The organism is Pseudomonas sp. K2I15 (assembly GCF_002204795.1).
Classification (GTDB): domain Bacteria; phylum Pseudomonadota; class Gammaproteobacteria; order Pseudomonadales; family Pseudomonadaceae; genus Aquipseudomonas.
In genome coordinates, this window is the sequence record NZ_NIXO01000030.1 from 1 (window position 1) to 21,288 (window position 21,288).

The following is a 21,288-nucleotide window of genomic DNA, read 5'->3' on the forward strand; positions in this document are numbered from 1 at the left end:
GTGCCAGATTTATTGGCTGATACACCGCATTCGCGAGCAAGCCCGCTCCCACAGTTTTGACTGTGTTCTTACAGCGAATCCTCGTTTTGCCGCAGGCGTTTGTAGAGGGTATTGCGGCTAACCCCTAACTCCCGGGCCAGATGCGAGATATTGCCGCCCGCTGCTTTCAACCGCTGGGCCAGGTCCATGCTGTCATCCAGCCTGTCGCCGGCAGGCTCTGGCACCAGCCCATTCAAATCCACAAAAAAATCATCCGGCAAGTGCTCCACCCGAATCGGCTGCTCTTGCGCCATTGCCAACGCCACCTGCAACACGCTGCTCACCTGGCGCAAATTCCCCGGCCACGGATGCTGTTCAAACAATGCGAGCACCTCGTTACTTAACCCCGCCCACTGCGTCGGCTCGCGGTGCTGTTGCCACAGCTGCTTGAACAACGCCTGTTTATCCGTGCGCTCCCGAAGCGGCGGCAGTTCCAGCGTCAGGCCACCGATGCGGTAATACAAGTCTTCGCGAAAACGCCCGATCTGCACCTGTTCGCGCAGCAGGCGGTTGGTGGCAGAGATGATCCGCAAATCCACCGGGAACAACTCGCTGCTGCCTACGGGCTGCACACACCGTTCCTGCAACACCCGCAGCAGCCGGGCTTGGGTCGGCAGCGGCATATCGCCGATCTCGTCGAGAAACAACGTGCCTTTATCCGCCTTGCGTATCAGCCCGATGCTGCCTTTCTGGTTCGCGCCGGTGAACGCGCCTTTTTCGTAGCCGAACAGCTCCGACTCCACCAGGTCGGCGGGGATCGCCGCGCAGTTGACCGCGATAAACGCTTGTTGGCTGCGGGAGCTGGCCTGGTGCAGGGCTTTGACGAACACTTCCTTGCCCACGCCGGTTTCGCCGTGGATCAGCAACGGGATGTCCTTTTCCAGCAGTCGCTCGGCCTGGCGTACTGCTTTTTCCACGCGGGCGTCGCCAAAGTGCAGGGTCTTGAGGCTGATGGCCGTAGGGGCGGGCTCGCTGGCTTTTTTGGGTTCCACAAACACGCGGGCCTGCACCGGCGCCTGCTTAGGGCGTTTCAGCAGGCATTGGAATCGGTTGCGCCCGGCGGCTTGCAGCGAGAAGGGCAGGCCTTCAGGCTGGTTGAGCAGTTCCAGCAGCGAGACTTTGAACAGGCTATCGATCAGTACCCGAGACAGGCTGATACCCAGCAGGTTGTCCGCACGACGGTTGGCCGACAGCACCTGGCCGCTCTCATCAAAGATCAGCAACCCCGCCCACTGGCTATCAAGGTTGTTCAACCCCGTATTGAACGTCAGCTGGAAATGCTCACCACGAAACAGGTTGAGGATCAGCCGGTTCTCCACGGTCTGGCTCATCATCTTGACCATGCCCAGGGTGTGGGAGGGCGGCAGGTAGCTGTCGCTGGACACATCCAGCACCGCGATGATCTCCCGCTGCGCATCGAAGATCGGCGCCGCCGAGCCGGTCATGAAGCGGTTGGCCTTGAGGAAGTGTTCGTCGTGTTCGATATGCACTGCCTGGGCACAGGCCAGGGCGGTGCCAATGGCGTTGGTGCCGCTTGCGCGTTCCATCCAACTGGCGCCGGGGCTGAAGCCACGGGCCAGCTTGGGTTCGATAAAGCGTTGGGTGCCCCACGAGGTCAGCACCTGGCCCTGATTGTCAGCGAGCATGATCAGGCAGTTGGAATTGCTCAGGATATTTTCGTAGTAGGGCAGCACTTCCTGGTGGGTGGTCTGCACGAGGGAATGCTGGCTCTCCAGCAATTGGCTGACACCGTCTGCGGGCAGTTGATCGAAACTCGGCGTGCTCTGGTGATCCAGGCCATAGGCCCGGCAGCGGCGCCAGGAGTCCTGGATGATGGCATCGTGCGCCAGCGGTGTGCTCATGGCGGTGACCCTGTTTTATTGTTGTTCTGGGCTCTATCTCTATGTAGGAGCGAGCTTGCTCGCGAAAAACTTCAGGACGCCGCGTTCATGCCGGATGAGCGCGTTATCGTTGACGTTCTTCGCGAGCAAGCTCGCTCCTGCAAAGTGTTGTTCAGAACTGTTCATTGTCAACCCGCCAGTTGTTCAGTTGTTCAGGCTGACCTGTTCATTTCTGTTCAGAGGTGAACGGCCTTTTTGCCTAACCCGTTGACCTGTCTGGGTTTTGGGTTTTTGGCACGGAACTCGCTCTGTGCTCTTGCCAGAACTATTCCAATAATAAAAAGGTCGTGTCATGTCATTGACCCTGGAGCACGTCACCCGCGTTGTCGAAGGCCAGACCTGGATCGACGACGCCAACCTGCGTTTCGAAGCCGGTTCCTTCAATGTATTGCTGGGCCGCACGCTGTCCGGCAAGACCAGCTTGATGCGCCTGATGGCCGGCCTCGACAAGCCCGACAGCGGGCGCATCCTGATGAACGGCGTCGACGTCACCCAAAAACCGGTGCGCTTGCGCAACGTGTCGATGGTCTATCAGCAGTTCATCAACTACCCGACCATGACCGTGTTCGAGAACATCGCCTCGCCGCTGCGCCAGGCGGGTGTGTCTGCCGAGCAGATCCAGAGCAAAGTCCTCGAAACCGCGAAAATGCTGCGTATCGAGAAATTCCTACAGCGTCACCCCCTGGAGCTCTCCGGCGGCCAGCAGCAACGTACCGCCATGGCCCGGGCGCTGGTCAAGGACGCCGAGCTGATCCTGTTCGATGAACCCCTGGTGAACCTGGACTACAAACTGCGCGAAGAGCTGCGTCAGGAAATGCGCGAACTGTTCAAGGCGCGCCACACCATCGCCATCTACGCCACCACCGAACCCAACGAAGCCCTGGCGCTGGGCGGCACCACCACCATTCTCCATGAGGGCCGGGTGATTCAGAGCGGCAAGGCCGCCGAGGTCTATCACCAGCCGCAAACCGTGCTGGCCGCCGAATTGTTTTCCGAGCCGCCGATCAACCTGATGCCCGGGCGCATCAGCGGCAATGAAGTGAGCTTCGCCAACTTCGTGCACTTCCCGTTGAACGTTGACCTGCGGCCCATCGGTGAAGGCGAGTTCCGCTTCGGCGTGCGCCCCAGCCATATCAGCCTGGTGCCGAGCAACGACGATGACCTAGAGTTGGCGGTGACCGTGGAAGTTGCCGAGATCAGCGGCTCGGAAACCTTCCTGCACGTGCGCAGCGAACACTTCCTGCTGGTGCTGCATTTGCCCGGCGTGCACGAGTACGACGTCGACGCGCCGATCCGCATCTATATCCCGACCCACAAATTGTTTGTGTTCGATGGCCAGGGACGGCTGGTGCAGGCCCCCGGCCGACGTGTCGCGAGGGTTGCCTGATGGCCGAGATCCATTTGCAGAACCTGGCCCACAGCTACAGCGCCAAGCCGGCTGGCCCTGAGGACTACGCGATTCGAGAAATGAACCACGTCTGGGAGCAGGGCGGTGCTTATGCCTTGCTCGGGCCCTCGGGCTGCGGCAAGTCGACCTTGCTCAACATTATCTCCGGCCTGCTCAGCCCGTCCGAAGGCCAGGTGCTGTTCGACGCCAAGGTGGTCAACGACCTGACTCCGGAAAAACGCAACATCGCCCAGGTGTTCCAGTTCCCGGTGGTGTACGACACCATGACCGTGTTCGATAACCTGGCCTTTCCCCTGCGAAACCAGGGCATGGCCGAGGCGAAGGTTCACAGCAAGGTACAGGAAATTGCCGAGGTGCTCGACCTGCAAAACCTGCTGGGCAAAAAGGCGCGCAACCTCACTGCCGATGAGAAACAGAAAGTCTCCATGGGCCGCGGGTTGGTGCGCGATGACGTGTCGGCGATCCTCTTCGACGAACCGCTTACGGTGATCGACCCGCACCTGAAGTGGAAGCTGCGGCGCAAGCTCAAGCAGATCCACGAGCAGTTCAACATCACCATGGTCTACGTCACCCACGACCAGTTGGAAGCCTCGACCTTCGCCGACAAGATCGCGGTGATGTACGGCGGCCAGATTGTGCAGTTCGGCACGCCCCGGGAATTGTTCGAGCGGCCGAGCCATACCTTTGTCGGCTATTTCATCGGCAGCCCGGGGATGAATCTGATTGAGGTGCAGGCAGAGGCGGGCGGTGTGCGCTTTGCCGGGACGCATCTGGCGTTGCCTGAGGCGTTGCAGCAGCGCATTGGCGAAACGCCCTATAAGAAACTGCAGGTCGGCATCCGCCCGGAATTTATCCATGTATGGGATGAGCACAATCCTGACGCGTTGCAGGCGCAAGTCACTCATGTGGAAGACCTCGGCACCTACAAGATCATGACCCTCAACCTCGACGGCGCACCGCTGAAAGTGCGCCTGGCCGAAGACAAACCGGTGCCCGAGGGCCAGGCGTCCATCAGCTTTCCCGGGCAATGGCTGATGGTGTATGCCGATGATTACTTGCTGGAGGGGCAGCCATGAACAAGGTGCAGAACAACAAGGCCTGGTGGCTGGTATTGCCGGTGTTCCTGCTAGTGGCCTTCAGCGCGGTGATCCCGATGATGACCGTGGTCAACTATTCGGTGCAGGACATCTTCGACCAGTCCAGCCGCTACTTTGTCGGCGCCGACTGGTACAAACAGGTGCTGCTGGACCCGCGCCTGCATGACTCGCTGTTGCGCCAGTTCATCTATTCGGCGTGTGTGCTGTTGATCGAAATACCGCTGGGCATCGCCATCGCTCTGACCATGCCCACCAAGGGCCGCTGGTCCTCACTGGTGCTGATCGTGATGGCGATTCCGCTGCTGATCCCGTGGAACGTGGTGGGCACCATCTGGCAGATTTTTGGCCGTGCCGACATCGGCTTGCTCGGTTCAACGCTCAATGCGATGGGCATCAGCTACAACTACGCGGCCAACACCATGGACGCCTGGGTCACCGTGCTGGTGATGGACGTGTGGCACTGGACGTCCCTGGTGGCGCTGCTGTGTTTCTCGGGGCTGCGGGCAATCCCGGATGTGTACTACCAGGCGGCTCGGATTGATCGGGCCTCCAGCTGGGCGGTATTCCGACATATCCAGTTGCCGAAGCTGAAAAGCGTGCTGTTGATCGCGGTGATGCTGCGCTTCATGGACAGTTTCATGATCTACACCGAACCGTTTGTGCTGACGGGCGGTGGTCCGGGGAATGCCACTACCTTCCTCAGCCAGACCCTTACCCAGATGGCCGTAGGCCAATTCGACCTGGGCCCGGCGGCGGCATTCTCGTTGGTGTACTTCCTGATCATCCTGTTGGTGTCCTGGCTGTTCTACACCGCCATGACCCACTCCGACGCCAACCGCTGAGGCCGCCAACATGAGCAAGCGCAAGGTAATCCCATTGTTGGTCTACATCCTGTTCCTGCTGGTGCCGATCTACTGGCTGCTGAACATGTCCTTCAAGAGCAACACCGAAATCCTCGGCGGCCTGACCCTGTTTCCGCAGGACTTTACCTTCGCCAACTACAAGGTGATTTTCACCGACCCGAGCTGGTACACCGGCTACCTCAACTCGCTGTACTACGTCAGCCTCAACACGGTGATTTCCCTGAGTGTGGCGCTGCCTGCGGCCTATGCGTTTTCGCGCTACCGCTTCCTGGGTGACAAGCACCTTTTCTTCTGGCTGCTGACCAACCGCATGGCGCCGCCGGCGGTATTTTTGCTGCCGTTTTTCCAGCTGTATTCCTCCATCGGCCTGTTCGATACGCATATCGCCGTGGCCCTGGCCCACTGCCTGTTCAACGTGCCGCTGGCGGTGTGGATTCTCGAAGGCTTCATGTCTGGCGTGCCCAAGGAAATCGATGAAACGGCCTACATCGACGGGTACAGCTTCCCCAAGTTTTTCGTGAAGATTTTTATCCCGCTGATTGGCTCCGGGATCGGCGTCACGGCGTTTTTCTGCTTCATGTTTTCCTGGGTTGAACTGCTGCTGGCGCGCACGCTGACGTCGGTCAACGCCAAGCCGATTGCGGCGGTAATGACCCGCACGGTGTCGGCGTCCGGCATCGACTGGGGCGTGCTGGCAGCGGCGGGGGTGTTGACCATTCTGCCGGGCATGCTGGTGATCTGGTTTGTTCGCAACCACGTGGCCAAGGGCTTTGCCCTGGGCCGGGTCTGAGGAGTCGATGATGGAATGGATGGCCTGGACCACCCCGACTGCACTGTTCTTTATCGCGATCGGCCTGCTGCTGGCGGGCATGACAACTTGGGAATTGCGCTCGCCGAGTATCCCCCGGCGCGGCTTGTTACCGATCAGCACCACCCGTGGTGATCGCTTGTTTATCGGTCTTCTCGGCAGCGCCTACCTGCATTTGTTGGTGATCGGCGTAACCGGCTGGAGCATCTGGGTGGCGTCCGCGCTGTCTGTGGTGTGGCTGTTGTCTGTGATGCGCTGGGGCTAGTTGCCCCTTTTGAACCCCAAAACCAGGAGGTCTCTATGTTCGATAAAAACAATAAGCTGCGACATAGCATTTCATTGGCGGCCGTGCTGGCGCTCAGCGGGCTCAGTGCTGCGGCCTGGGCCGATGCCTATGAAGACGCTGCGAAAAAATGGATCGGCAGTGAGTTCAAACCGTCGACCCTTACCGAAGCCCAACAGCTCGAAGAGCTGAAGTGGTTTATCAAGGCTGCCGAGCCGTTTCGTGGGATGAAGATCAATGTGGTGTCGGAAACCCTTACCACCCACGAGTATGAGTCCAAGGTGCTGGCCAAGGCCTTCACCGAAATCACCGGGATCAAGCTGACCCACGACCTGCTGCAGGAAGGCGATGTGGTGGAAAAGCTGCAAACCCAGATGCAGTCCGACAAGAATATCTATGACGGTTGGGTCAACGATTCCGACTTGATCGGTACGCACTTTCGCTATGGCAAGACAGAATCTATCACCGACCTGATGGCCAACGAAGGCAAGAACTTCACTTCGCCCACCCTGGACATCAAGGACTTCATCGGTATTTCGTTCACCACCGCACCGGACGGCAAGATCTACCAATTGCCCGACCAGCAGTTCGCCAACCTGTACTGGTTCCGCGCCGACTGGTTTGAACGGGCGGACCTGAAAGCCAAGTTCAAGGAAAAATACGGCTATGAGCTGGGCGTACCGGTGAACTGGTCAGCCTACGAAGACATCGCCAAATTCTTCAGCGAAGACGTCAAGGAGATCGACGGCAAGCGCGTCTACGGGCACATGGACTACGGCAAGAAAGACCCGTCCCTGGGCTGGCGCTTCACCGATGCCTGGTTCTCCATGGCCGGCGGCGGCGACAAGGGCCTGCCCAACGGCTTGCCGGTGGACGAGTGGGGCATTCGTGTGGAGGACTGCCACCCGGTGGGCTCCAGCGTGACCCGTGGCGGCGACACCAACGGCCCGGCGGCGGTGTATGCCACGCAGAAATACGTCGACTGGATGAAAGCCTACGCGCCACCGGAAGCGGCGGGCATGACCTTCTCCGAATCCGGGCCGGTGCCATCCCAGGGCAACATCGCCCAGCAGATCTTCTGGTACACCGCGTTTACCGCCGACATGACCAAACCGGGATTGCCGGTGGTGAATGCCGACGGTACGCCGAAATGGCGCATGGCCCCATCGCCTGTCGGGCCTTATTGGGAAAAGGGCATGAAGAAGGGTTATCAGGACGTGGGTTCCTGGACCTTCCTCAAGTCGACGCCCGAGAAGCAGAAACTCGCGGCCTGGCTGTACGCGCAGTTCGTGACCTCGAAAACCGTGTCGCTGAAAAAGACCATCGTGGGCCTGACGCCGATTCGTGAGTCCGACATCAACTCCCAGGCCATGACCGACCTGGCGCCGAAACTCGGTGGCCTGGTGGAGTTCTACCGCAGCCCGGCCCGGGTGGAGTGGACCCCGACCGGCACCAACGTGCCGGACTATCCACGGTTGGCGCAGTTGTGGTGGAGCCATATTTCGGAAGCAGCAAGCGGCGAAAAAACGCCGCAACAGGCGCTGGATGGGTTGGCCAAGGATCAGGACGCGATCATGACGCGCCTGGAACGCTCCAAGGTGCAGCCGATTTGCGGGCCGAAGATGAACGAGGAGCGGGACGCGCAGTACTGGTTTGACCAGCCGGGTGCGCCGAAGCCGAAGCTGGCTAATGAGAAGCCGCAGGGCGAGACGGTTAGCTATAACCAGCTGCTCAAATCGTGGGAGGAAGCGCGCAAGTAATCCAGACGCAGCAAATCAAACATGTGGGAGCGGGCTTGCTCGCGAAACCGGAGGATCAGTTAGCAGATAGGTGACTGACAGACCGCGTTCGCGAGCAAGCCCGCTCCCACATTAGGTTTTCGGTGTTTTCGAATTTAGTGTGGTTTCAGACAATCCAGCGCCTGATCAGCCAAGGTTCGAGCCATCTCGATGAGGTGCACGGTAGAGTGCGCCATATCGCGGCTTTCCCCAGTTGCGCTCTGCGCTGAACCTCCTGCCGTTGCGGCTGCACAGCGTAGTAACTCAGAGATTTGGGCGATTGCGTCTTCAAAGCTGACGTCTTGGTGAACGGTGAATATTGGATGAGAGAGGGGGTCGGGTTTTACGTAGTGACTTAAAGCGCGATCAAAGGCTTCGCGGTCTCGGGTGGAACGAGGTGGGTCTGGAACGATCTTGTCCATGCATAAGCTCCTACTGAGTGGGATCCACATCATGTCGTTTCCACACGACAGGGGGTGGCAGCTATACGCGGGGTGGAAAACCGGACAGTAGGACCCGGCCAGACCGAAGTCTGCCCACGTACAGCCGCCATAGAGCGCTGACGAAAAAACGCCGACGACGATTATGGTGCTGACGCTTGGCGCCCACTGAATTTCCAGGTTTCCACACCCGATCGCTGATGTGCAGCGACGGAGCGAAGACTAGCCAGTGGTTCCAGTAGGCACAAGGCCGAAAGATTCTCTAGGAAACGTCCCGCAAGTTAAAGCGATTTGCCTTGCTGGCCTTTAACAATCTGTGACGGCTATGCATACGGTTGTGAAAACTGCATTACCTGACGGATCCTCATTTTTCAAGCAAACCGCAGGACTTCATGACCGCCTCAATGTAAGCTTATGTCCTAATCAATATTTTCAAACTCGTATTTTCCGCAGCCCTCAAAGCGAACGTTTTTTTCAGCAAAGCTGGGGTTCCCGAGGTAAAAGTGCGGCAACGTCAGAGGATCCAGCATGCTGAAAAGCGCCAACATTAAGAATTTTGGGCCACTGCCCAACACTGAGTTTCGTTTTGCCGCCGGGCTGAACGTTGTGATTGGTGAGAATGGTTGCGGAAAAAGTCAGTTGTTGAAGCTTTTGTATACGCTGCTCAAAGTACAGGCTGACGGTAAAGAGTTAAATAAAACTACACTTCAGAAAACTTATGCCGACAAATTGATAGGGGTTTTTCGACCGGACAGCCTAGGGCGTTTGGTTACACGTGGCCGAGGCCGCGTAAAGTGTGAAATTGCATTAGCGATGGAGGCGCGTAGCGCAGATTTGGCAATTAGTTTTGCTTCGCAGGCGACCACATCAGTTCAAATTGATAAATTACCGGCAACAAGTCTTGAAAAGTCGCCTGTGTATCTTCCCACTCGGGAGTTGGTAACGCTTTCTCCCTGGTTCGTTCCTCTTTATGATAATTATCACATTGAGTTTGAGGAAAGCTGGAGAGATACAGTCTCATTGCTGGGTAATCCAGCGCTTAAAGGCCCTCGTGAAAAAATAGTAGCCGCAATGGTCAATCCTTTAGAGGTGGCGCTAGGAGGGCGAGTTATCGTCGATCCCGGCACTGGGCGTTTTTATTTGCAAATGCCGGGTGAGGGGAAAATGGAAATGCCACTGGTCGCAGAAGGTCTGCGTAAAGTGGCTATGATTGCTCGCTTGATCAGCACCGGAACCCTGTTGGAACAAGGTTATTTGTTCTGGGATGAGCCAGAGACCAATCTCAATCCAAAGCTAATAAAGCTAATTGCTCTCAGCGTTATGAATCTCTGCAAGCAAGGCATACAGGTCTTTATCGCCAGCCATTCCCTATTTTTGTTACGCGAGTTGGAGATGATCGCGGAACAGCCTGAGTTCAAATCTGTTGAGCAGCGTTATTTTTCACTTAAGTCAGGAGAGGATGGCGTTGAGTTAGAGTCAGGCGACAGTGTAGAGGACCTTGCTACATTGGTTTTGTTGGATGAAGAACTCAAGCAGTCGGACCGGTTCATCGGTTTGGAGAGTAAAAATGGCCGTGATTGAGCAAACGATTCAAGAAGGGCTACTCACTTTCGACTTTCCTCTTGGAGCGCTTTCCAGTAAGTATGATGAGTGGGCTCATTATCGACGCCAGTTTAATAAGTCGTTTGGCGGTACCAAAGCGGTCGACATTATATTTGCAGATAACGCGGTCGGCTGGCTTATTGAAATCAAAGACTATCGAGCGCACAGCCGTACCAAAGCGATTGATTTGGCCGATGAGATTGCAGCGAAGGTTCGGGATACTCTTGCGGGGCTGGTCTCAGCCAATATCAGCGCGAATGATGCTGATGAAAAAAATTTGGCTAGTCGTCTTTTGCTCTGTACCCGCTTACGCGTTGTATTGCACATTGAGCAACCAGCAACACAGTCGAAGTTGAGGCCCACAGCGATTGACCCTGCGGCTGTTTTACACAAACTTAAGGGGCGCGTAAAAAGCGTAGATCCATACCCATGCGTAGTTGACCAAAACAGCCTTAAGAATGCCATGAGTTGGACAGTCCAAGGGTAGGGGTTAGCAAGTAGCCTGAGCTACCAGGCTACTTGGGATACAACGGCGGCAAGCTGGTGCTGTCCCCCGCAGGGTCCTGCTCGCGCTCCGCCATCGGAATCGCCTTCACCGCTCGCCACAATTCCTCTCCCTGCCAATACTGCCCACTCTCGCTGTACAGCGCGCCGTTCAACCCATCCAACGCATCCGACAGCGGCACAAACCGCGCGGCCATATCGGCCAGCGTCTCCGGCTGTTGCCGTGCCCAGGCATCCAGCGCCTGGCGTGTGGCCTGTGGGTCGTTGGCCTGGCTCGCGCGCTTGAGGTCGTCCAGTAACGTACGCGGGCTCGGGCCGGTTTGCGCGGCACGCAGGATCGCCGGCTGCCAGCGCGCACGCCACCACAAGCCGAAGCCCAGCAGGGTGGTGCAGGCCAGGATCAGGCTGGTCAGTTGCCAGATCCACAGGCTGTCGTTGTCGGGCGCGGTGATCACGGTCGGGCTGGCCGGCGTGTCTACGATCAGGCTCGGGTTGGTTGCCACTTGCAGGGTGCGGGCCGGCAGGCTGGTGCGTTCCAGGTGGTCTTCGTGGGTGTTCCACCACACCACTTCCACCGCCGGTAGTTCGAGCGCACCCACACGGTTGGGCACCAGCGCCTCGCGGTCTTCACGGCTGCCGATCAGGCCACGGTCGTTGTTCTGGTTGCCCAGCACCGGCTGGTCCGGGTAACGGCGCAGGCCCGGGATGTCGCTCAGCGCGAGCGGCGGCAGTTGTGCGCCGGCCAGGCCTTCGGTTTTCAAGGTCAGGCTGCGGGTCAGGGAGTCGCCGACCTGCACGTGATCCGGCTCGGGGTTCCAGCTTTCAGTGAGGGTCAGGCTGCGTGCCGGTAACCAGGCGGCGTCTGCCGGGTACAGCGCAGGCTTGGCCTTGACGTTCAGCGACAGCTCCGGTGAGCTGACGTGGATCAGCTTGCCGGGTTTGGAGCCTTGCGGGTTGTTGTCCTGGGCGGGCCGTGGCTCTACCAGGGTGGCGCTGAAAACCTGCGCCGGGATCGTCAACGTACCGCTGTGCTGCGGGTAGATCGCATAGCGGGTTTCGATCACGCCATGGCGGATGCCGTTGATGACTTTTTCGTAGGTGCGCGACTCACCCAGTTGTTCGATGCGTGTATCGGCGATCTGCAACGGGGTGAGGCTGCTGTCGTCGTACAGTGACACCGAGTGGTAGACGCGCACCGTCAGCAGTGCCTGGGCCTGGACGTAAACGCTATCTTGATCAAGGTTGGTTTCGATAAACACCGGAGCCAGTTGGGTCTCGGTGTTCTGGCTGACGGTTTCCACCACTTGCAGGCTGATCGGCTGGGTCTTGAGTTCGCCGATCTGCAACGGCGGAATCACTACGGTGCCGTTCTCTTTGGGCAGCAGGGTGATGATCCAACGGGTGGTGGCATGGTTGTCGCCGGCCAGGGTGGTGAGCTGGTTGATCTGGCGGGTGCCGCTCACTTCAAACAGCGGGTCCAGGGGCGCCAGGTCCGGTTTGCCGAACAGCGTGACGTCGTTGGACTCCACCGTCAGCTCCACCGTCTCCCCGGAATTGATGCGGCTGCGGTCGACACTGGCCACCAGGCCAGCTGCCTGGGCCTGGCTGGCCCACAACGCGAGGGTGAGAAGAAGGGCGGTGCAGCGGTTCATCGAGTCTTGTCCTGATGTTGTTGCTGTTCGTACCAGAATTTACGTCGCAGCAGCTCGCCGGGGTTGTCCGGGATCTGCCGCAGCCATTGTTCCAGGGCCTGGCGCTGTTCGCCTTCGATTGTGCCGTTGGCGGGGCGCAGGGGCGGCGTGGTGGTTTGCTCATCCCCCAACTCGCTGCCGGGCACCTCGTTACTGCCGGCATGGGGCGTGGCACCGGTTTGTGTATCGGTGGTGCCGGGCTGGCCCTGGCCTTGGGACGTCTGCTCGCCACCGGTGGCGGTCTGGCTATTGGCGCCCGGTTGCGCAGTCTGGCCGGGTTGGGTGGTTTCGTCATCCTCGTTGTTTGCAGGCTTGGCCGGCTCGGTTTTTTCCGGCTCCTGCTGCATGAGGCTTTCCACCAGAGCTTTGTTCTTCAGCGCCGGTTGCAAGTCTGGCTGGGCTTCGAGGGCTTGTTCATAGGCGTCGATCGCCGCTTCCAGCTCGCCACTTTTCGCCAGGGCATTGCCTCGATTGTAGTGAGAATAGGCGTCGCTGCCTTCGGCAAAACGCTTGGCGGCCTCTGCGTAGTTGCCCGCTTGATACAGCGCGACGCCTTGCCATTGCGGGTCTTCAAAATGTTCGGCTGCTTCAGCCGGGCGTTTTTTCTTCAGCAGCAATTGGCCCTGTTGGTCCGGGCGCAGCCACAGGTCCTGGAAGTCGAAGGCATAACTGGGCTGCGGCGCGCCCAATAACAGCAACGGCAGGAAGAACAGCCAGCCACGTCGCCCGGCGCAAGCGGCCAGCAGCAACAGAGGCAAGAGCAGCCAATAACCCTGGTCGGCCCAGGTGTCGAGGTGCAGCAATTGGCCGTCGTTGCGCAGGCTCTGCGGGCCGTCCAGCAGGCCGAGGCTGCGCAGGTCCTTGTCGTCCAGGCGGGCCTGGCGATAGCGGCCGTCCATTTCACTGGCGAAGGCCTTGAGGGTCGGGCTGTCGAGGCGCGGCACCAGGATTGCGCCCTGGGCGTCCTTTAGGAACTCGCCGCTTTCCTGGGTGACTGGCGTGCCTTCGCGGCTGCCGATGCCGAGGATCGACAAACTCGGCGCCTGGTTGCCTTGCAACAGCAGGCGGATGCCCTGGCGCTCTTGCTTGGACAGCGACGAGCCAATCAGCAGCAGCCGCCCCTGGCCGAGGCCGCCATGCTTGAGCAGGTTCAGGGCTTTTTCCACCGCCAGGTCGGCGCGGTGGCCGGGCTCGGGCATGATCGAGGGGCGCAGGGCTTCCAGCAGGTTGTGGCTGGTGGCCAAATCGTCCGAGAGCGGCACCAGCGTGTGCGCGCTGCCGGCATAGACCACGATGGCGGTTTGCGCATCGCTGCGAGCCTGGAGCAGGTCGAACAGCTTGCGTCGGGCCTGTTCGAGGCGGTTGGGCGGGCTGTCGGTGGCGAGCATTTCCGGGGTCAGTTCCAGCAACACCACCAGCGGGTCAGAAGGCTTCTGGCTGGATTGTTCAACGCGCTCCCAGCTCGGGCCGAGCAACGCCAGTACGGCCAGCAGCCAGGCGATGCCGAGCACCACCCACGGCGATTTGCTTTCGCGGCCATTGCCGCCGCTGAGCAGCGCGGCGTGGAAGGCTGGCGGCAGAATCATCTGCCAGCGCCCGGCGCGTTTCTGCCGGTGCCACAACTGCCACAGCAGCCAGCCGAGCAGGGGCAGCAGCAACAGCCACCACGGGCGGAACCAGTGCGGCCACAGGGCGATCATCGACGCCTCCGCAAACGCAGGCGTTTCAGGCGTTCGCGCCATTCAGGATTGGGTTGCAGGAAACGGCCCTTGCTGGAGAGTTTGTCGAAAAGCCGTTGCAAGGCGTTATTTGGCCAGCGTTCGTGAATGACCAGCAGCATGCTGAGGATGAGTGCCAATGCCAGCGGCGCGCTGTACAGCGCCTGGGCGGGACGGGCCTGGGTCGGTTGCTGGGCCACGGGCTCAAGCTGGTCGAGGGTTTCCTTGATCTTCAGCAGTTCGTTACCGTCGCGGGCGCGGAAGTAGCGGCCACCGGTGGCCTCGGCGATGGCTTTGAGGGCCGGCTCGTCGAGGTCCAGGCTCGGGTTGACGCCGAGGATGCCCAGGGAGCCGGTTTGTTCAGGGTCTGCACCGATGCCGATCGGGTAGATTTTCACGCCTTCTTCAGCGGCCAGGCGGGCGGCGGTCAGCGGGTCGATTTCGCCGGCATTGTTGGCGCCGTCGGTGACCAGGATCAGCACCCGGCTCTGGGCGGGGCGCTGGCGCAGGCGCTTGAGGGCCAGGCCGATGGCGTCACCAATCGCGGTGTTTTTGCCGGCGATGCCGATTTTTGCTTCATCGAGCCAGGTGCGCACGGTGCGCCGGTCGAAGGTCAGCGGCGCTTGCAGATAAGCCTGGCTGCCGAACAGGATCAAGCCCACACGGTCGCCTTCGCGGCCTTCCAGGAAATCCCCCAGCAGGTGCTTGACCAGGCTCAGGCGGCTGACGTCCTCGTCTTGCCACTGCATATCGGGGAAGTCCATCGAACCGGAGACGTCCACCGCCACCAGCAAATCGCGGCCACTGGCGGCAATGGGCAGCGGCTCGCCCAACCATTCCGGGCGGGCGGCGGCAGTCAACAGCAGCAGCCACAGGAACACGAACGGTGCTTGCTGGCGCCAGCCCGGCAGGTTGACCCGCGCACGGCGACGGGCAAGGCCTTCGAGGTCGCTGAGGAAGCTGACTTTCAATGCGGGCTCGCCGCTGTCGGCCACCGGCAAGATGAGGCGCATCAACCACGGCAATGGCAACAGGGCGAAGATCCACGGCCAGGCAAACTCAAACATGTTTGCGAATCCAGGTGTCGACGGCTTGGGTCAGACCGGCGATGGCCTTGTCGTCGAGTTTGCATTCGGGCTTGTAGGCACCTTCCACCAGCACCATCCAGCGGGTCAGGCCGGCGGCGGGGCAACGGTTGTCGAGGAACGCCAACCATTTTCGGCCGTTGAGGGTGTGGCTCTGGCTGTAGGGGTAGTCGTTGCGGCACAGGCGTTTAAGCAGGCCGTTGAGTTGTTGCAGCCAGGCACCGGCAGGTGCGCCGTCGTAAGGTTTGGGCATCAGGGCCAGCTCGGCGAGGGCGGCGATGCGCAGTGGGTCCAGGGGTTGTTCGGCGCGCGCCAACGGGCGCTTGGCTGGCAGGAAACGTCGCAGGGACCATAGGCCCCAACCCGCCAACGGGATGAGCAGCAGCAACAACCACCAACCCGGCGCCGGCGGCCAGAAGCCGATCACGGGTGGGGCGATCAGGGGTTGCAATTGGTCGAGGCTGCTCATTGCTTTTTAACCGGGCGTTGCGGGTTCAGGTATTCGCGCAGTTGCTCGACCATTTCACCCTGGGTGCTCAAGGGCATCAACAGCACCCGCAGCTTTTGCGCGAGCAATTCCCAGCGCGCGCTGCGAGCTTCGGCCTGGGCCTTGTAGGCCTGGCGCAGATCAAAATTCAGAGTGTCCAGTTCCAGTTGGGCGCCGCGCTCCGCGAAGCGAAGCAACCCGGCGGCGGGCAGCGCGTGGTCCAGCGGGTCGGAGACCGGCAACAGCAGCAGGTCGCAATGCCGCGACAGCAGGCTCAGCTGTTGCTCGGCGCCTTCGGTCAGGGCGCGCTCGTCACAGATCACAATCACCAGGCTGCCCGGGCGCAGCACTTCCCGGGCACGGCGCAAGGCCATACCGAGTGCATCGGCTTCCGGGCGGCGCTCAGTATTGAGGCTCTGGTTGACCCGCACTAAACGGTTGAGCAATTGCAGCAGGCTTTGCTTGCTGCGCCGGGGTTTGATTTCGTAGTGCTCGCTGTCGCCAAACACCAGGCCGCCGACCCGGTCGTTGTGGCCCAGCGCCGCCCAGCCGATCAGGCTCGCCGCCTGGGCCGCCAGCACGGATTTGAACATCCGCCCCGAGCCGAAAAACAGCCGGCAGCTTTGCTCCACCATGATGAAGATCGGGCGTTCGCGCTCTTCGTGGAACAGCTTGGTATGCGGCTCCTGGGTGCGAGCGGTGACGCGCCAGTCGATCGTGCGTACATCGTCGCCGGCCTGATAGACCCGCACCTGGTCGAAGTCGACCCCGCGCCCGCGCAGTTTCGAGTGGTGCAGGCCGATCAGCGGGCTGCGCTGGCTCGGCGTGGAAAACAGCTGCACTTCCCGCACGCGATGGCGCATCTCGATCAATTCGCTGAGGGTGATACGGGTTCCATCGCCAGCGTTCATGGGCGTCAAGCGACGGCAACGACGTCGAGAATGCGTTGCACCACGCGGTCCTGGTCAATGCCGGCCGCTTCGGCCTCGAACGACAGAATGATGCGGTGGCGCAGCACGTCGAACAGCACCGCCTGGATGTCTTCCGGGCTGACGAAATCGCGACCGGCCAGCCAGGCGTGGGCCCGGGCGCAACGGTCCAGCGCAATCGAGCCACGGGGGCTGGCGCCGTAGGCAATCCACTCGGCCATTTCCGGGTCGAACTTGGCCGGTGTGCGGGTAGCCATCACCAGTTGCACCAGGTATTCCTCCACCGCGTCGGCCATGTACAGCCCGAGGATTTCCTTGCGTGCAGCGAAGATCGCCTGCTGGCTGACCCGGCGCTCGGGCTTGGTCTCGCCGTTGAGGGCTTCGCCACGGGCTTGTTGCAGGATGCGACGTTCGACGGCGGCATCGGGGAAGCCGATTTTCACGTGCATCAGGAAGCGGTCGAGCTGGGCTTCGGGCAACGGATAGGTGCCTTCCTGCTCGATCGGGTTTTGTGTGGCCATTACCAAAAACAGTGGCGACAGCTCGTACGTACTGCGCCCGACACTGACCTGGCGTTCGGCCATGGCTTCGAGCAATGCGGATTGCACCTTGGCCGGGGCACGGTTGATTTCGTCCGCCAGCACCAAATTGTGGAAGATCGGGCCTTGCTGGAACACGAAGCTGCCGGTTTCCGGGCGATAGATTTCGGTGCCGGTGATATCGGCGGGCAGCAGGTCGGGGGTGAACTGGATGCGATGGAACTGTGCTTCGATCCCTTCGGCAAGCTCCTTGATGGCCTTGGTCTTGGCCAGGCCGGGGGCGCCTTCAACCAGCATATGGCCATCGGCAAGCAGGGCAATGAGCAAGCGCTCGATGAGTTTTTCCTGGCCGAGAATCTGCGTTGAAAGAAAGGTTCGCAGCGCAAGCAGCGCTTCACGATGTTCCATCGATGACGGTTCCTGGAGAGGTGAGCCGCAGGCGTTGTTAAAAACGCCAGAGCTTGGGGGTCTTACTTTAATGCATCAGAGGGTGCGGCGACTAACGGCGCAGGGGGTATTTTTTGGGAATTGTGGGAAATGTCCGAGGTTTTTGCCGGCTGGCACCTACCTTTGTGGCGAGGGAGCTTGCTCCCGTTGGGTTGCGCAGCAGCCCCAATAAGGCGGCCGAGTTTTTCCAGACAGAACGCAGTTGGCTGGTTTGGGGCCGCTTCGCAGCCCAGCGGGAGCAAGCTCCCTCGCCACATTGAGCCGTCTTGGCTTCTAGATCCGGATATAGGTCCCGGTGCCCTTGAGAATGTTCTGCAAGGTCTCTTCCACTTCGGTCAGGTCCGACTCCGCGGTGCCGTGGGTGATTTCCAGGTGATCACTGCCGCCCAACGCATCGGCGTCCGCCGCGCCGATCTCCACCAGCAACGTCGTGGCACTCAGGGTGATCTTCAGCCCGTCCAGGGTCGATGGCTCGTAATCCCAGGTGATTTCCACCTCGTCCTCATCCGGATAACGGGTGACCATGAACATCTCGCCCTTGTCGCCGTGGCAGCAGAGCATGGCCATGTTGTCTTCTTCGTCATCGCACGGGTTGACGATCAGGTGGGCGGTGGTGAGTTGCAGTGGCATGGTTAATCCTGTCTGGGGGAGAGCGGAGCAGGGCAATTGTGCCATTGCGGCGAATTTTGTGCTGCATCGTGTACGTGGGCTGTGCTGGCATTCCGGGCTTAGTCTCCCGGATTAAAGTCACTTAACAACGCCAAGATGGACGTTTTGTTAACCAACTCACTCCAGGGGCCCTGGTCAATTATTGCTCCGTTGGACATGACAATAACGTGATCAAAACGGTGCAGGTGGCGAACATCATGTGTGACACATATCAACCCCCGTTTGCCGAAGGTATCGAACAGCAAATCCCACACAGGCGTGGCGAGTTTTTGTTCAATGGACGCGCTGGGCTCATCGAACAAATTGAATTGCCCGGGCCTGTTAACCAGGCGCAGCAAGGACAGACGCTTGGCTTCGCCTCCTGAAATATTGGACGCGTTTTCGCTGAGGTTGCGGTTTAAAACGATTTCTTCAAGGTTCAGTTGCTGAACTGCCTGCTTCAAATGGGGTGAAGGATCGATTCCGAACAGCACCGATTGATCAAAAGTGCCCTCCAGAAACTGCGGCGACTGGGGGCAATACCTCAGGTACTTCAAGTGCGCTTGGGCGCTTAGTTTGGAAACGGGCGTGTCGTCGATAATCAGTCTGCTTGTCAGCGAGGGATTCAGGCCTGCCAGAACTTCCAGTAGGGTAGACTTTCCCGCTCCACTCGGCCCGGTTATGGCAACCGACTGACTCTGGGTAAATTCGATGGCTGTGTTGACGGTCAAGCGGACGGAGTTGTCATCGGTCACGGTGCAGGGTTTGAGTATCAACGTTGATTCGGGCTGTAGGAGTATTTCGTTTTTGCCGTTGTCGTCGCCAAAGTTTGGTAACGACAGTAAGTGCAGGAGGCGGCGCTGGTCTGCGAGAAACTGATCCAGTACTCGGTAGCCCTCCGTAAGCGTAGTAATGTTGATCAAAAAGCTTCCAGCGATCGAGAATATGGCAACTAATTGCCCGAGGCTGATGACGGATTGTCCTGAAAGTTGATCCAATACTCCCCAGCCGAGTAGTCCTCCGGTGGCAAGGCTGATGAATAGAATTTTTACGCCGTTCAAAAAACCACCGGAGCTTGTAACCGTTATCGCAGTACTGGCGTATTGGGTGAAAGCTTTATTTAAAGGTTGTGCTGCACTGCGTTCTGCTCTTTCAAGTTTTATCGACTTTCCCGAACTTAACGTGCTGAACAAAATGGCGCCCAACTCATCTTCTTGTTCGTTGACGCTGTCAATGTGCTTTCTACGCCACCTTATGATTTTATGGGCGGCAAACATATAGAGGGCGCTAAGGCCGATTACAGCGAGGAAAATTCCGCTACCACCCATGTACAAAAAGGCTCCTCCAACGATTAGCAATTCCAGGCACATAGGAAAAGCGATGGTGACGAAAAATGTGAGCAATTTTTCATGGGCCGTGATTCCACGCTCCACAGATTTTATGAAGTGGCCAATGCGCCATGAGCTAAATTGATGAAAGTCCTTGCGCAGCAATCGGGCGATCCAATTAATGGAAGCATCCTTTACGATGTGTTGAATTAGCTTGGATAATAAAAATATTTGTACAGGGTTTACTAGCGCCTGAATGCATCCGGCCAGAATGAAGCAGGCGATCAATATTAATAAGGTGTTAGCTGTTGGTTGGTTGTTGCTAAGTGTGTCGACGACTCTGCCAAGTAATAGAGGTGGTGCGAGCGCTATAAGCTTTAGTCCTATCGTGGTGAGGACGGTAGATGTCAGCAAGCCTGCATGCTGTTTGCATGCTATTTTAACAAGTGTTTGCATTAGGTCGCCTATCGGCTGTTATTAACTGCTTTCATATGTTAAATGCAAGAGCGGGATTGTTGAGCAAAATATGATGGGGGGCTACTAGATTACCGCTTCTAATAATGTTGAAGCGTTCGAGGCCGGGAATGTAAATCTGGACAACAATGCAGCCGTTGGAGAATTTGGCGAGTGTTCTGAAGAAGGCTTGCTTTCCAGTATTGGAAAGGCTGCTTTGTAATTTTTTCAGTTGCTGTGAGACGCAGGCTGAAAAGTTTTGGTGTTGGTCCTCAATAAAGGGGTATCTCCGACTTTTTATAGAGGAAAATTCAATAAGAGGTTGGAGCTTTTCTGAGCTAGACAGCATTTCTAGAGTTTTTCTGTCTGCCTCTTCTTCGGCGGCGCCATAGAGTTCGTCTGCTTGAAATTGCTCCGTGACGGCTCTTTGCAAGGCTATGCAAACGTCCAGTGAGCAACCTGAGCCGATGGAGGCAATATGTAGATCGCCTGCACCTGATTTGGGAAAAGCTACGGCAAAATAAACGTCTAGAAAATCTTTAATGATGATGATCTGAAGACGTCGGGCGGATTCTATTGCATAGGGTTTGTTTTGTAGTGCCTTCGCAAGGAGGGAGTCGGAAGGCGAGTATAAATTTATGGGTGGTCCAATCTTGCAAATTGCCATAAAAAATCGCGATAAAATATGCCGTTCGATGACTTCGTGAATGCCGTGTAAGAGAGCTTCGTTTTCTGTGCAACCAAATGCCATTCCGGAATTAGAGGAGTAGCGAGCCAGAAATCTTAAGTTGGCGCTGCCTTTAGTGCGGTTATTTTTGACAAAAGCGGGGCAGAGGAGGACGTGCGGGACAAATAATTTTTCTCTTTTATTAAGAGTTGTGAGTGTTAAGCATTCTAATGGCTCGCCGGCGTGAGAAAGGCTGGATAGGAATCCATCGTATTTTGCAGCCGTTTGTGTAGCAACTAACTTGCAGTGACAGCTTGCAAGGTCAAGGGGGACGGGCTGGAGCGCGATAAAATGCTCCAGGCTTTCAGCCAGTGCACCAATAAGCGAATCGGGCCCTTTTCCTGCACCCGACTCAAGTAGATGGTTGTTCCCGTCGTACAGTTCAGCCGTTGCTACCAGGTTTTCTTTGTTTGCATACTGCGTAACGGCATTCAGGCCAAGACTATGGATGATGTCTTTTATTTTTAATAATGCATCGGTGGGGGCTAGTTCGCGCTCAGACATATTCGCCTC

The 21,288-nt window shown here is 58.4% G+C and carries 19 protein-coding genes; 8 read left to right on the plus strand and 11 right to left on the minus strand.

Going from position 1 to position 21,288, the window contains the following annotated elements:
* Window positions 1-68: 68 nt before the first annotated feature.
* Window positions 69-1,901, minus strand: coding sequence for a sigma-54-dependent Fis family transcriptional regulator (locus CEC48_RS18330; protein ID WP_088425019.1), 1,833 nt, complete (start codon window positions 1,899-1,901; stop codon window positions 69-71).
* A gap of 331 nt (window positions 1,902-2,232) precedes the next feature.
* On the opposite strand from CEC48_RS18330, the gene CEC48_RS18340 reads away from it, so the two are divergent.
* Genes CEC48_RS18340 through CEC48_RS18365 form a run of 6 tightly spaced genes read left to right on the plus strand, consistent with a single transcriptional unit; the run spans window position 2,233 to window position 8,159 of the window.
* Entirely contained in the window at window positions 2,233-3,327 is a 1,095-nt protein-coding gene (locus CEC48_RS18340; RefSeq protein ID WP_003218524.1) for an ABC transporter ATP-binding protein, read from the plus strand.
* Window positions 3,327-4,424, plus strand: a complete 1,098-nt coding sequence (locus CEC48_RS18345; protein WP_088425021.1) for an ABC transporter ATP-binding protein — start codon at window positions 3,327-3,329, stop codon at window positions 4,422-4,424. Before CEC48_RS18340 ends, CEC48_RS18345 begins: the two co-directional genes overlap by 1 nt.
* The gene (locus tag CEC48_RS18350) at window positions 4,421-5,287 is read left to right on the plus strand and encodes a carbohydrate ABC transporter permease (protein WP_010173085.1); all 867 of its coding nucleotides are present in this window, start codon (window positions 4,421-4,423) and stop codon (window positions 5,285-5,287) included. Before CEC48_RS18345 ends, CEC48_RS18350 begins: the two co-directional genes overlap by 4 nt.
* Window positions 5,288-5,297: 10 nt before the next feature.
* Window positions 5,298-6,098: a carbohydrate ABC transporter permease gene (locus tag CEC48_RS18355; RefSeq protein ID WP_008433050.1), complete on the plus strand. Its 801-nt coding sequence runs from the start codon at window positions 5,298-5,300 to the stop codon at window positions 6,096-6,098.
* A 10-nt stretch (window positions 6,099-6,108) separates the two neighbouring features.
* Window positions 6,109-6,381, plus strand: coding sequence for a DUF2160 domain-containing protein (locus CEC48_RS18360; RefSeq protein ID WP_088425022.1), 273 nt, complete (start codon window positions 6,109-6,111; stop codon window positions 6,379-6,381).
* Between the two features lie 35 nt (window positions 6,382-6,416).
* On the plus strand, window positions 6,417-8,159 hold the full coding sequence (locus tag CEC48_RS18365) for an ABC transporter substrate-binding protein (protein ID WP_088425023.1): 1,743 nt from the start codon (window positions 6,417-6,419) through the stop codon (window positions 8,157-8,159).
* 134 nt (window positions 8,160-8,293) lie between these two features.
* Here CEC48_RS18365 and CEC48_RS18370 read toward each other — a convergent pair whose 3' ends face one another.
* Complete coding sequence (locus CEC48_RS18370; RefSeq protein WP_141099686.1) at window positions 8,294-8,599, minus strand: DUF6124 family protein; 306 nt, start codon at window positions 8,597-8,599, stop codon at window positions 8,294-8,296.
* Between the two features lie 546 nt (window positions 8,600-9,145).
* On the opposite strand from CEC48_RS18370, the gene CEC48_RS18375 reads away from it, so the two are divergent.
* Both CEC48_RS18375 and CEC48_RS18380 read left to right on the plus strand, forming a co-directional pair.
* The gene (locus CEC48_RS18375; protein WP_088425024.1) at window positions 9,146-10,198 is read left to right on the plus strand and encodes an ATP/GTP-binding protein; all 1,053 of its coding nucleotides are present in this window, start codon (window positions 9,146-9,148) and stop codon (window positions 10,196-10,198) included.
* A complete protein-coding gene (locus CEC48_RS18380; protein WP_256579733.1) occupies window positions 10,185-10,706 on the plus strand; it encodes a hypothetical protein in 522 nt (173 codons plus the stop codon). The genes CEC48_RS18375 and CEC48_RS18380 overlap by 14 nt, the downstream gene beginning before the upstream one ends.
* A gap of 28 nt (window positions 10,707-10,734) precedes the next feature.
* On the opposite strand, the gene CEC48_RS18385 is transcribed toward CEC48_RS18380, so the two are convergent.
* The 9 genes from CEC48_RS18385 to CEC48_RS18430 form a co-directional block, all read right to left on the minus strand.
* Window positions 10,735-12,375 (minus strand): BatD family protein, encoded by a 1,641-nt coding sequence (locus tag CEC48_RS18385; RefSeq protein ID WP_088425025.1) that lies wholly within the window; start codon window positions 12,373-12,375, stop codon window positions 10,735-10,737.
* The gene (locus CEC48_RS18390) at window positions 12,372-14,114 is read right to left on the minus strand and encodes a tetratricopeptide repeat protein (protein ID WP_088425026.1); all 1,743 of its coding nucleotides are present in this window, start codon (window positions 14,112-14,114) and stop codon (window positions 12,372-12,374) included. Before CEC48_RS18390 ends, CEC48_RS18385 begins: the two co-directional genes overlap by 4 nt.
* The gene (locus CEC48_RS18395; protein ID WP_088425027.1) at window positions 14,111-15,199 is read right to left on the minus strand and encodes a VWA domain-containing protein; all 1,089 of its coding nucleotides are present in this window, start codon (window positions 15,197-15,199) and stop codon (window positions 14,111-14,113) included. The genes CEC48_RS18390 and CEC48_RS18395 overlap by 4 nt, the downstream gene beginning before the upstream one ends.
* Window positions 15,192-15,686 (minus strand): DUF4381 domain-containing protein, encoded by a 495-nt coding sequence (locus CEC48_RS18400; protein ID WP_088425028.1) that lies wholly within the window; start codon window positions 15,684-15,686, stop codon window positions 15,192-15,194. The genes CEC48_RS18395 and CEC48_RS18400 overlap by 8 nt, the downstream gene beginning before the upstream one ends.
* Window positions 15,683-16,615 carry a DUF58 domain-containing protein gene (locus tag CEC48_RS18405; RefSeq protein WP_088425029.1) on the minus strand — a complete coding sequence of 311 codons (933 nt, stop codon included), beginning with the start codon at window positions 16,613-16,615 and terminating at the stop codon, window positions 15,683-15,685. Before CEC48_RS18405 ends, CEC48_RS18400 begins: the two co-directional genes overlap by 4 nt.
* 5 nt (window positions 16,616-16,620) lie before the next feature.
* The gene (locus CEC48_RS18410; protein WP_003218556.1) at window positions 16,621-17,580 is read right to left on the minus strand and encodes a MoxR family ATPase; all 960 of its coding nucleotides are present in this window, start codon (window positions 17,578-17,580) and stop codon (window positions 16,621-16,623) included.
* Between the two features lie 312 nt (window positions 17,581-17,892).
* Window positions 17,893-18,249 (minus strand): hypothetical protein, encoded by a 357-nt coding sequence (locus tag CEC48_RS18420; protein WP_088425031.1) that lies wholly within the window; start codon window positions 18,247-18,249, stop codon window positions 17,893-17,895.
* A gap of 98 nt (window positions 18,250-18,347) precedes the next feature.
* Window positions 18,348-20,051, minus strand: a complete 1,704-nt coding sequence (locus tag CEC48_RS18425) for an ATP-binding cassette domain-containing protein (RefSeq protein WP_088425032.1) — start codon at window positions 20,049-20,051, stop codon at window positions 18,348-18,350.
* Window positions 20,052-20,082: 31 nt separating this feature from the next.
* Window positions 20,083-21,279 carry a YcaO-like family protein gene (locus CEC48_RS18430; RefSeq protein WP_088425033.1) on the minus strand — a complete coding sequence of 399 codons (1,197 nt, stop codon included), beginning with the start codon at window positions 21,277-21,279 and terminating at the stop codon, window positions 20,083-20,085.
* Between the last annotated feature and the right edge of the window lie 9 nt (window positions 21,280-21,288).

Coding starts and splice junctions, on each gene's coding strand:
- CEC48_RS18380 (WP_256579733.1), top strand. CDS start 10,185: ATGGCCGTGATTGAGCAAACGATTCAAGAAGGGCTACTCACTTTCGAC.
- CEC48_RS18385 (WP_088425025.1), bottom strand. CDS start 12,375: ATGAACCGCTGCACCGCCCTTCTTCTCACCCTCGCGTTGTGGGCCAGC.
- CEC48_RS18400 (WP_088425028.1), bottom strand. CDS start 15,686: ATGAGCAGCCTCGACCAATTGCAACCCCTGATCGCCCCACCCGTGATC.
- CEC48_RS18355 (WP_008433050.1), top strand. CDS start 5,298: ATGAGCAAGCGCAAGGTAATCCCATTGTTGGTCTACATCCTGTTCCTG.
- CEC48_RS18340 (WP_003218524.1), top strand. CDS start 2,233: ATGTCATTGACCCTGGAGCACGTCACCCGCGTTGTCGAAGGCCAGACC.
- CEC48_RS18370 (WP_141099686.1), bottom strand. CDS start 8,599: ATGGACAAGATCGTTCCAGACCCACCTCGTTCCACCCGAGACCGCGAA.
- CEC48_RS18365 (WP_088425023.1), top strand. CDS start 6,417: ATGTTCGATAAAAACAATAAGCTGCGACATAGCATTTCATTGGCGGCC.
- CEC48_RS18420 (WP_088425031.1), bottom strand. CDS start 18,249: ATGCCACTGCAACTCACCACCGCCCACCTGATCGTCAACCCGTGCGAT.
- CEC48_RS18345 (WP_088425021.1), top strand. CDS start 3,327: ATGGCCGAGATCCATTTGCAGAACCTGGCCCACAGCTACAGCGCCAAG.
- CEC48_RS18405 (WP_088425029.1), bottom strand. CDS start 16,615: ATGAACGCTGGCGATGGAACCCGTATCACCCTCAGCGAATTGATCGAG.
- CEC48_RS18425 (WP_088425032.1), bottom strand. CDS start 20,051: ATGCAAACACTTGTTAAAATAGCATGCAAACAGCATGCAGGCTTGCTG.
- CEC48_RS18430 (WP_088425033.1), bottom strand. CDS start 21,279: ATGTCTGAGCGCGAACTAGCCCCCACCGATGCATTATTAAAAATAAAA.
- CEC48_RS18360 (WP_088425022.1), top strand. CDS start 6,109: ATGGAATGGATGGCCTGGACCACCCCGACTGCACTGTTCTTTATCGCG.
- CEC48_RS18395 (WP_088425027.1), bottom strand. CDS start 15,199: ATGTTTGAGTTTGCCTGGCCGTGGATCTTCGCCCTGTTGCCATTGCCG.
- CEC48_RS18330 (WP_088425019.1), bottom strand. CDS start 1,901: ATGAGCACACCGCTGGCGCACGATGCCATCATCCAGGACTCCTGGCGC.
- CEC48_RS18410 (WP_003218556.1), bottom strand. CDS start 17,580: ATGGAACATCGTGAAGCGCTGCTTGCGCTGCGAACCTTTCTTTCAACG.
- CEC48_RS18350 (WP_010173085.1), top strand. CDS start 4,421: ATGAACAAGGTGCAGAACAACAAGGCCTGGTGGCTGGTATTGCCGGTG.
- CEC48_RS18375 (WP_088425024.1), top strand. CDS start 9,146: ATGCTGAAAAGCGCCAACATTAAGAATTTTGGGCCACTGCCCAACACT.
- CEC48_RS18390 (WP_088425026.1), bottom strand. CDS start 14,114: ATGATCGCCCTGTGGCCGCACTGGTTCCGCCCGTGGTGGCTGTTGCTG.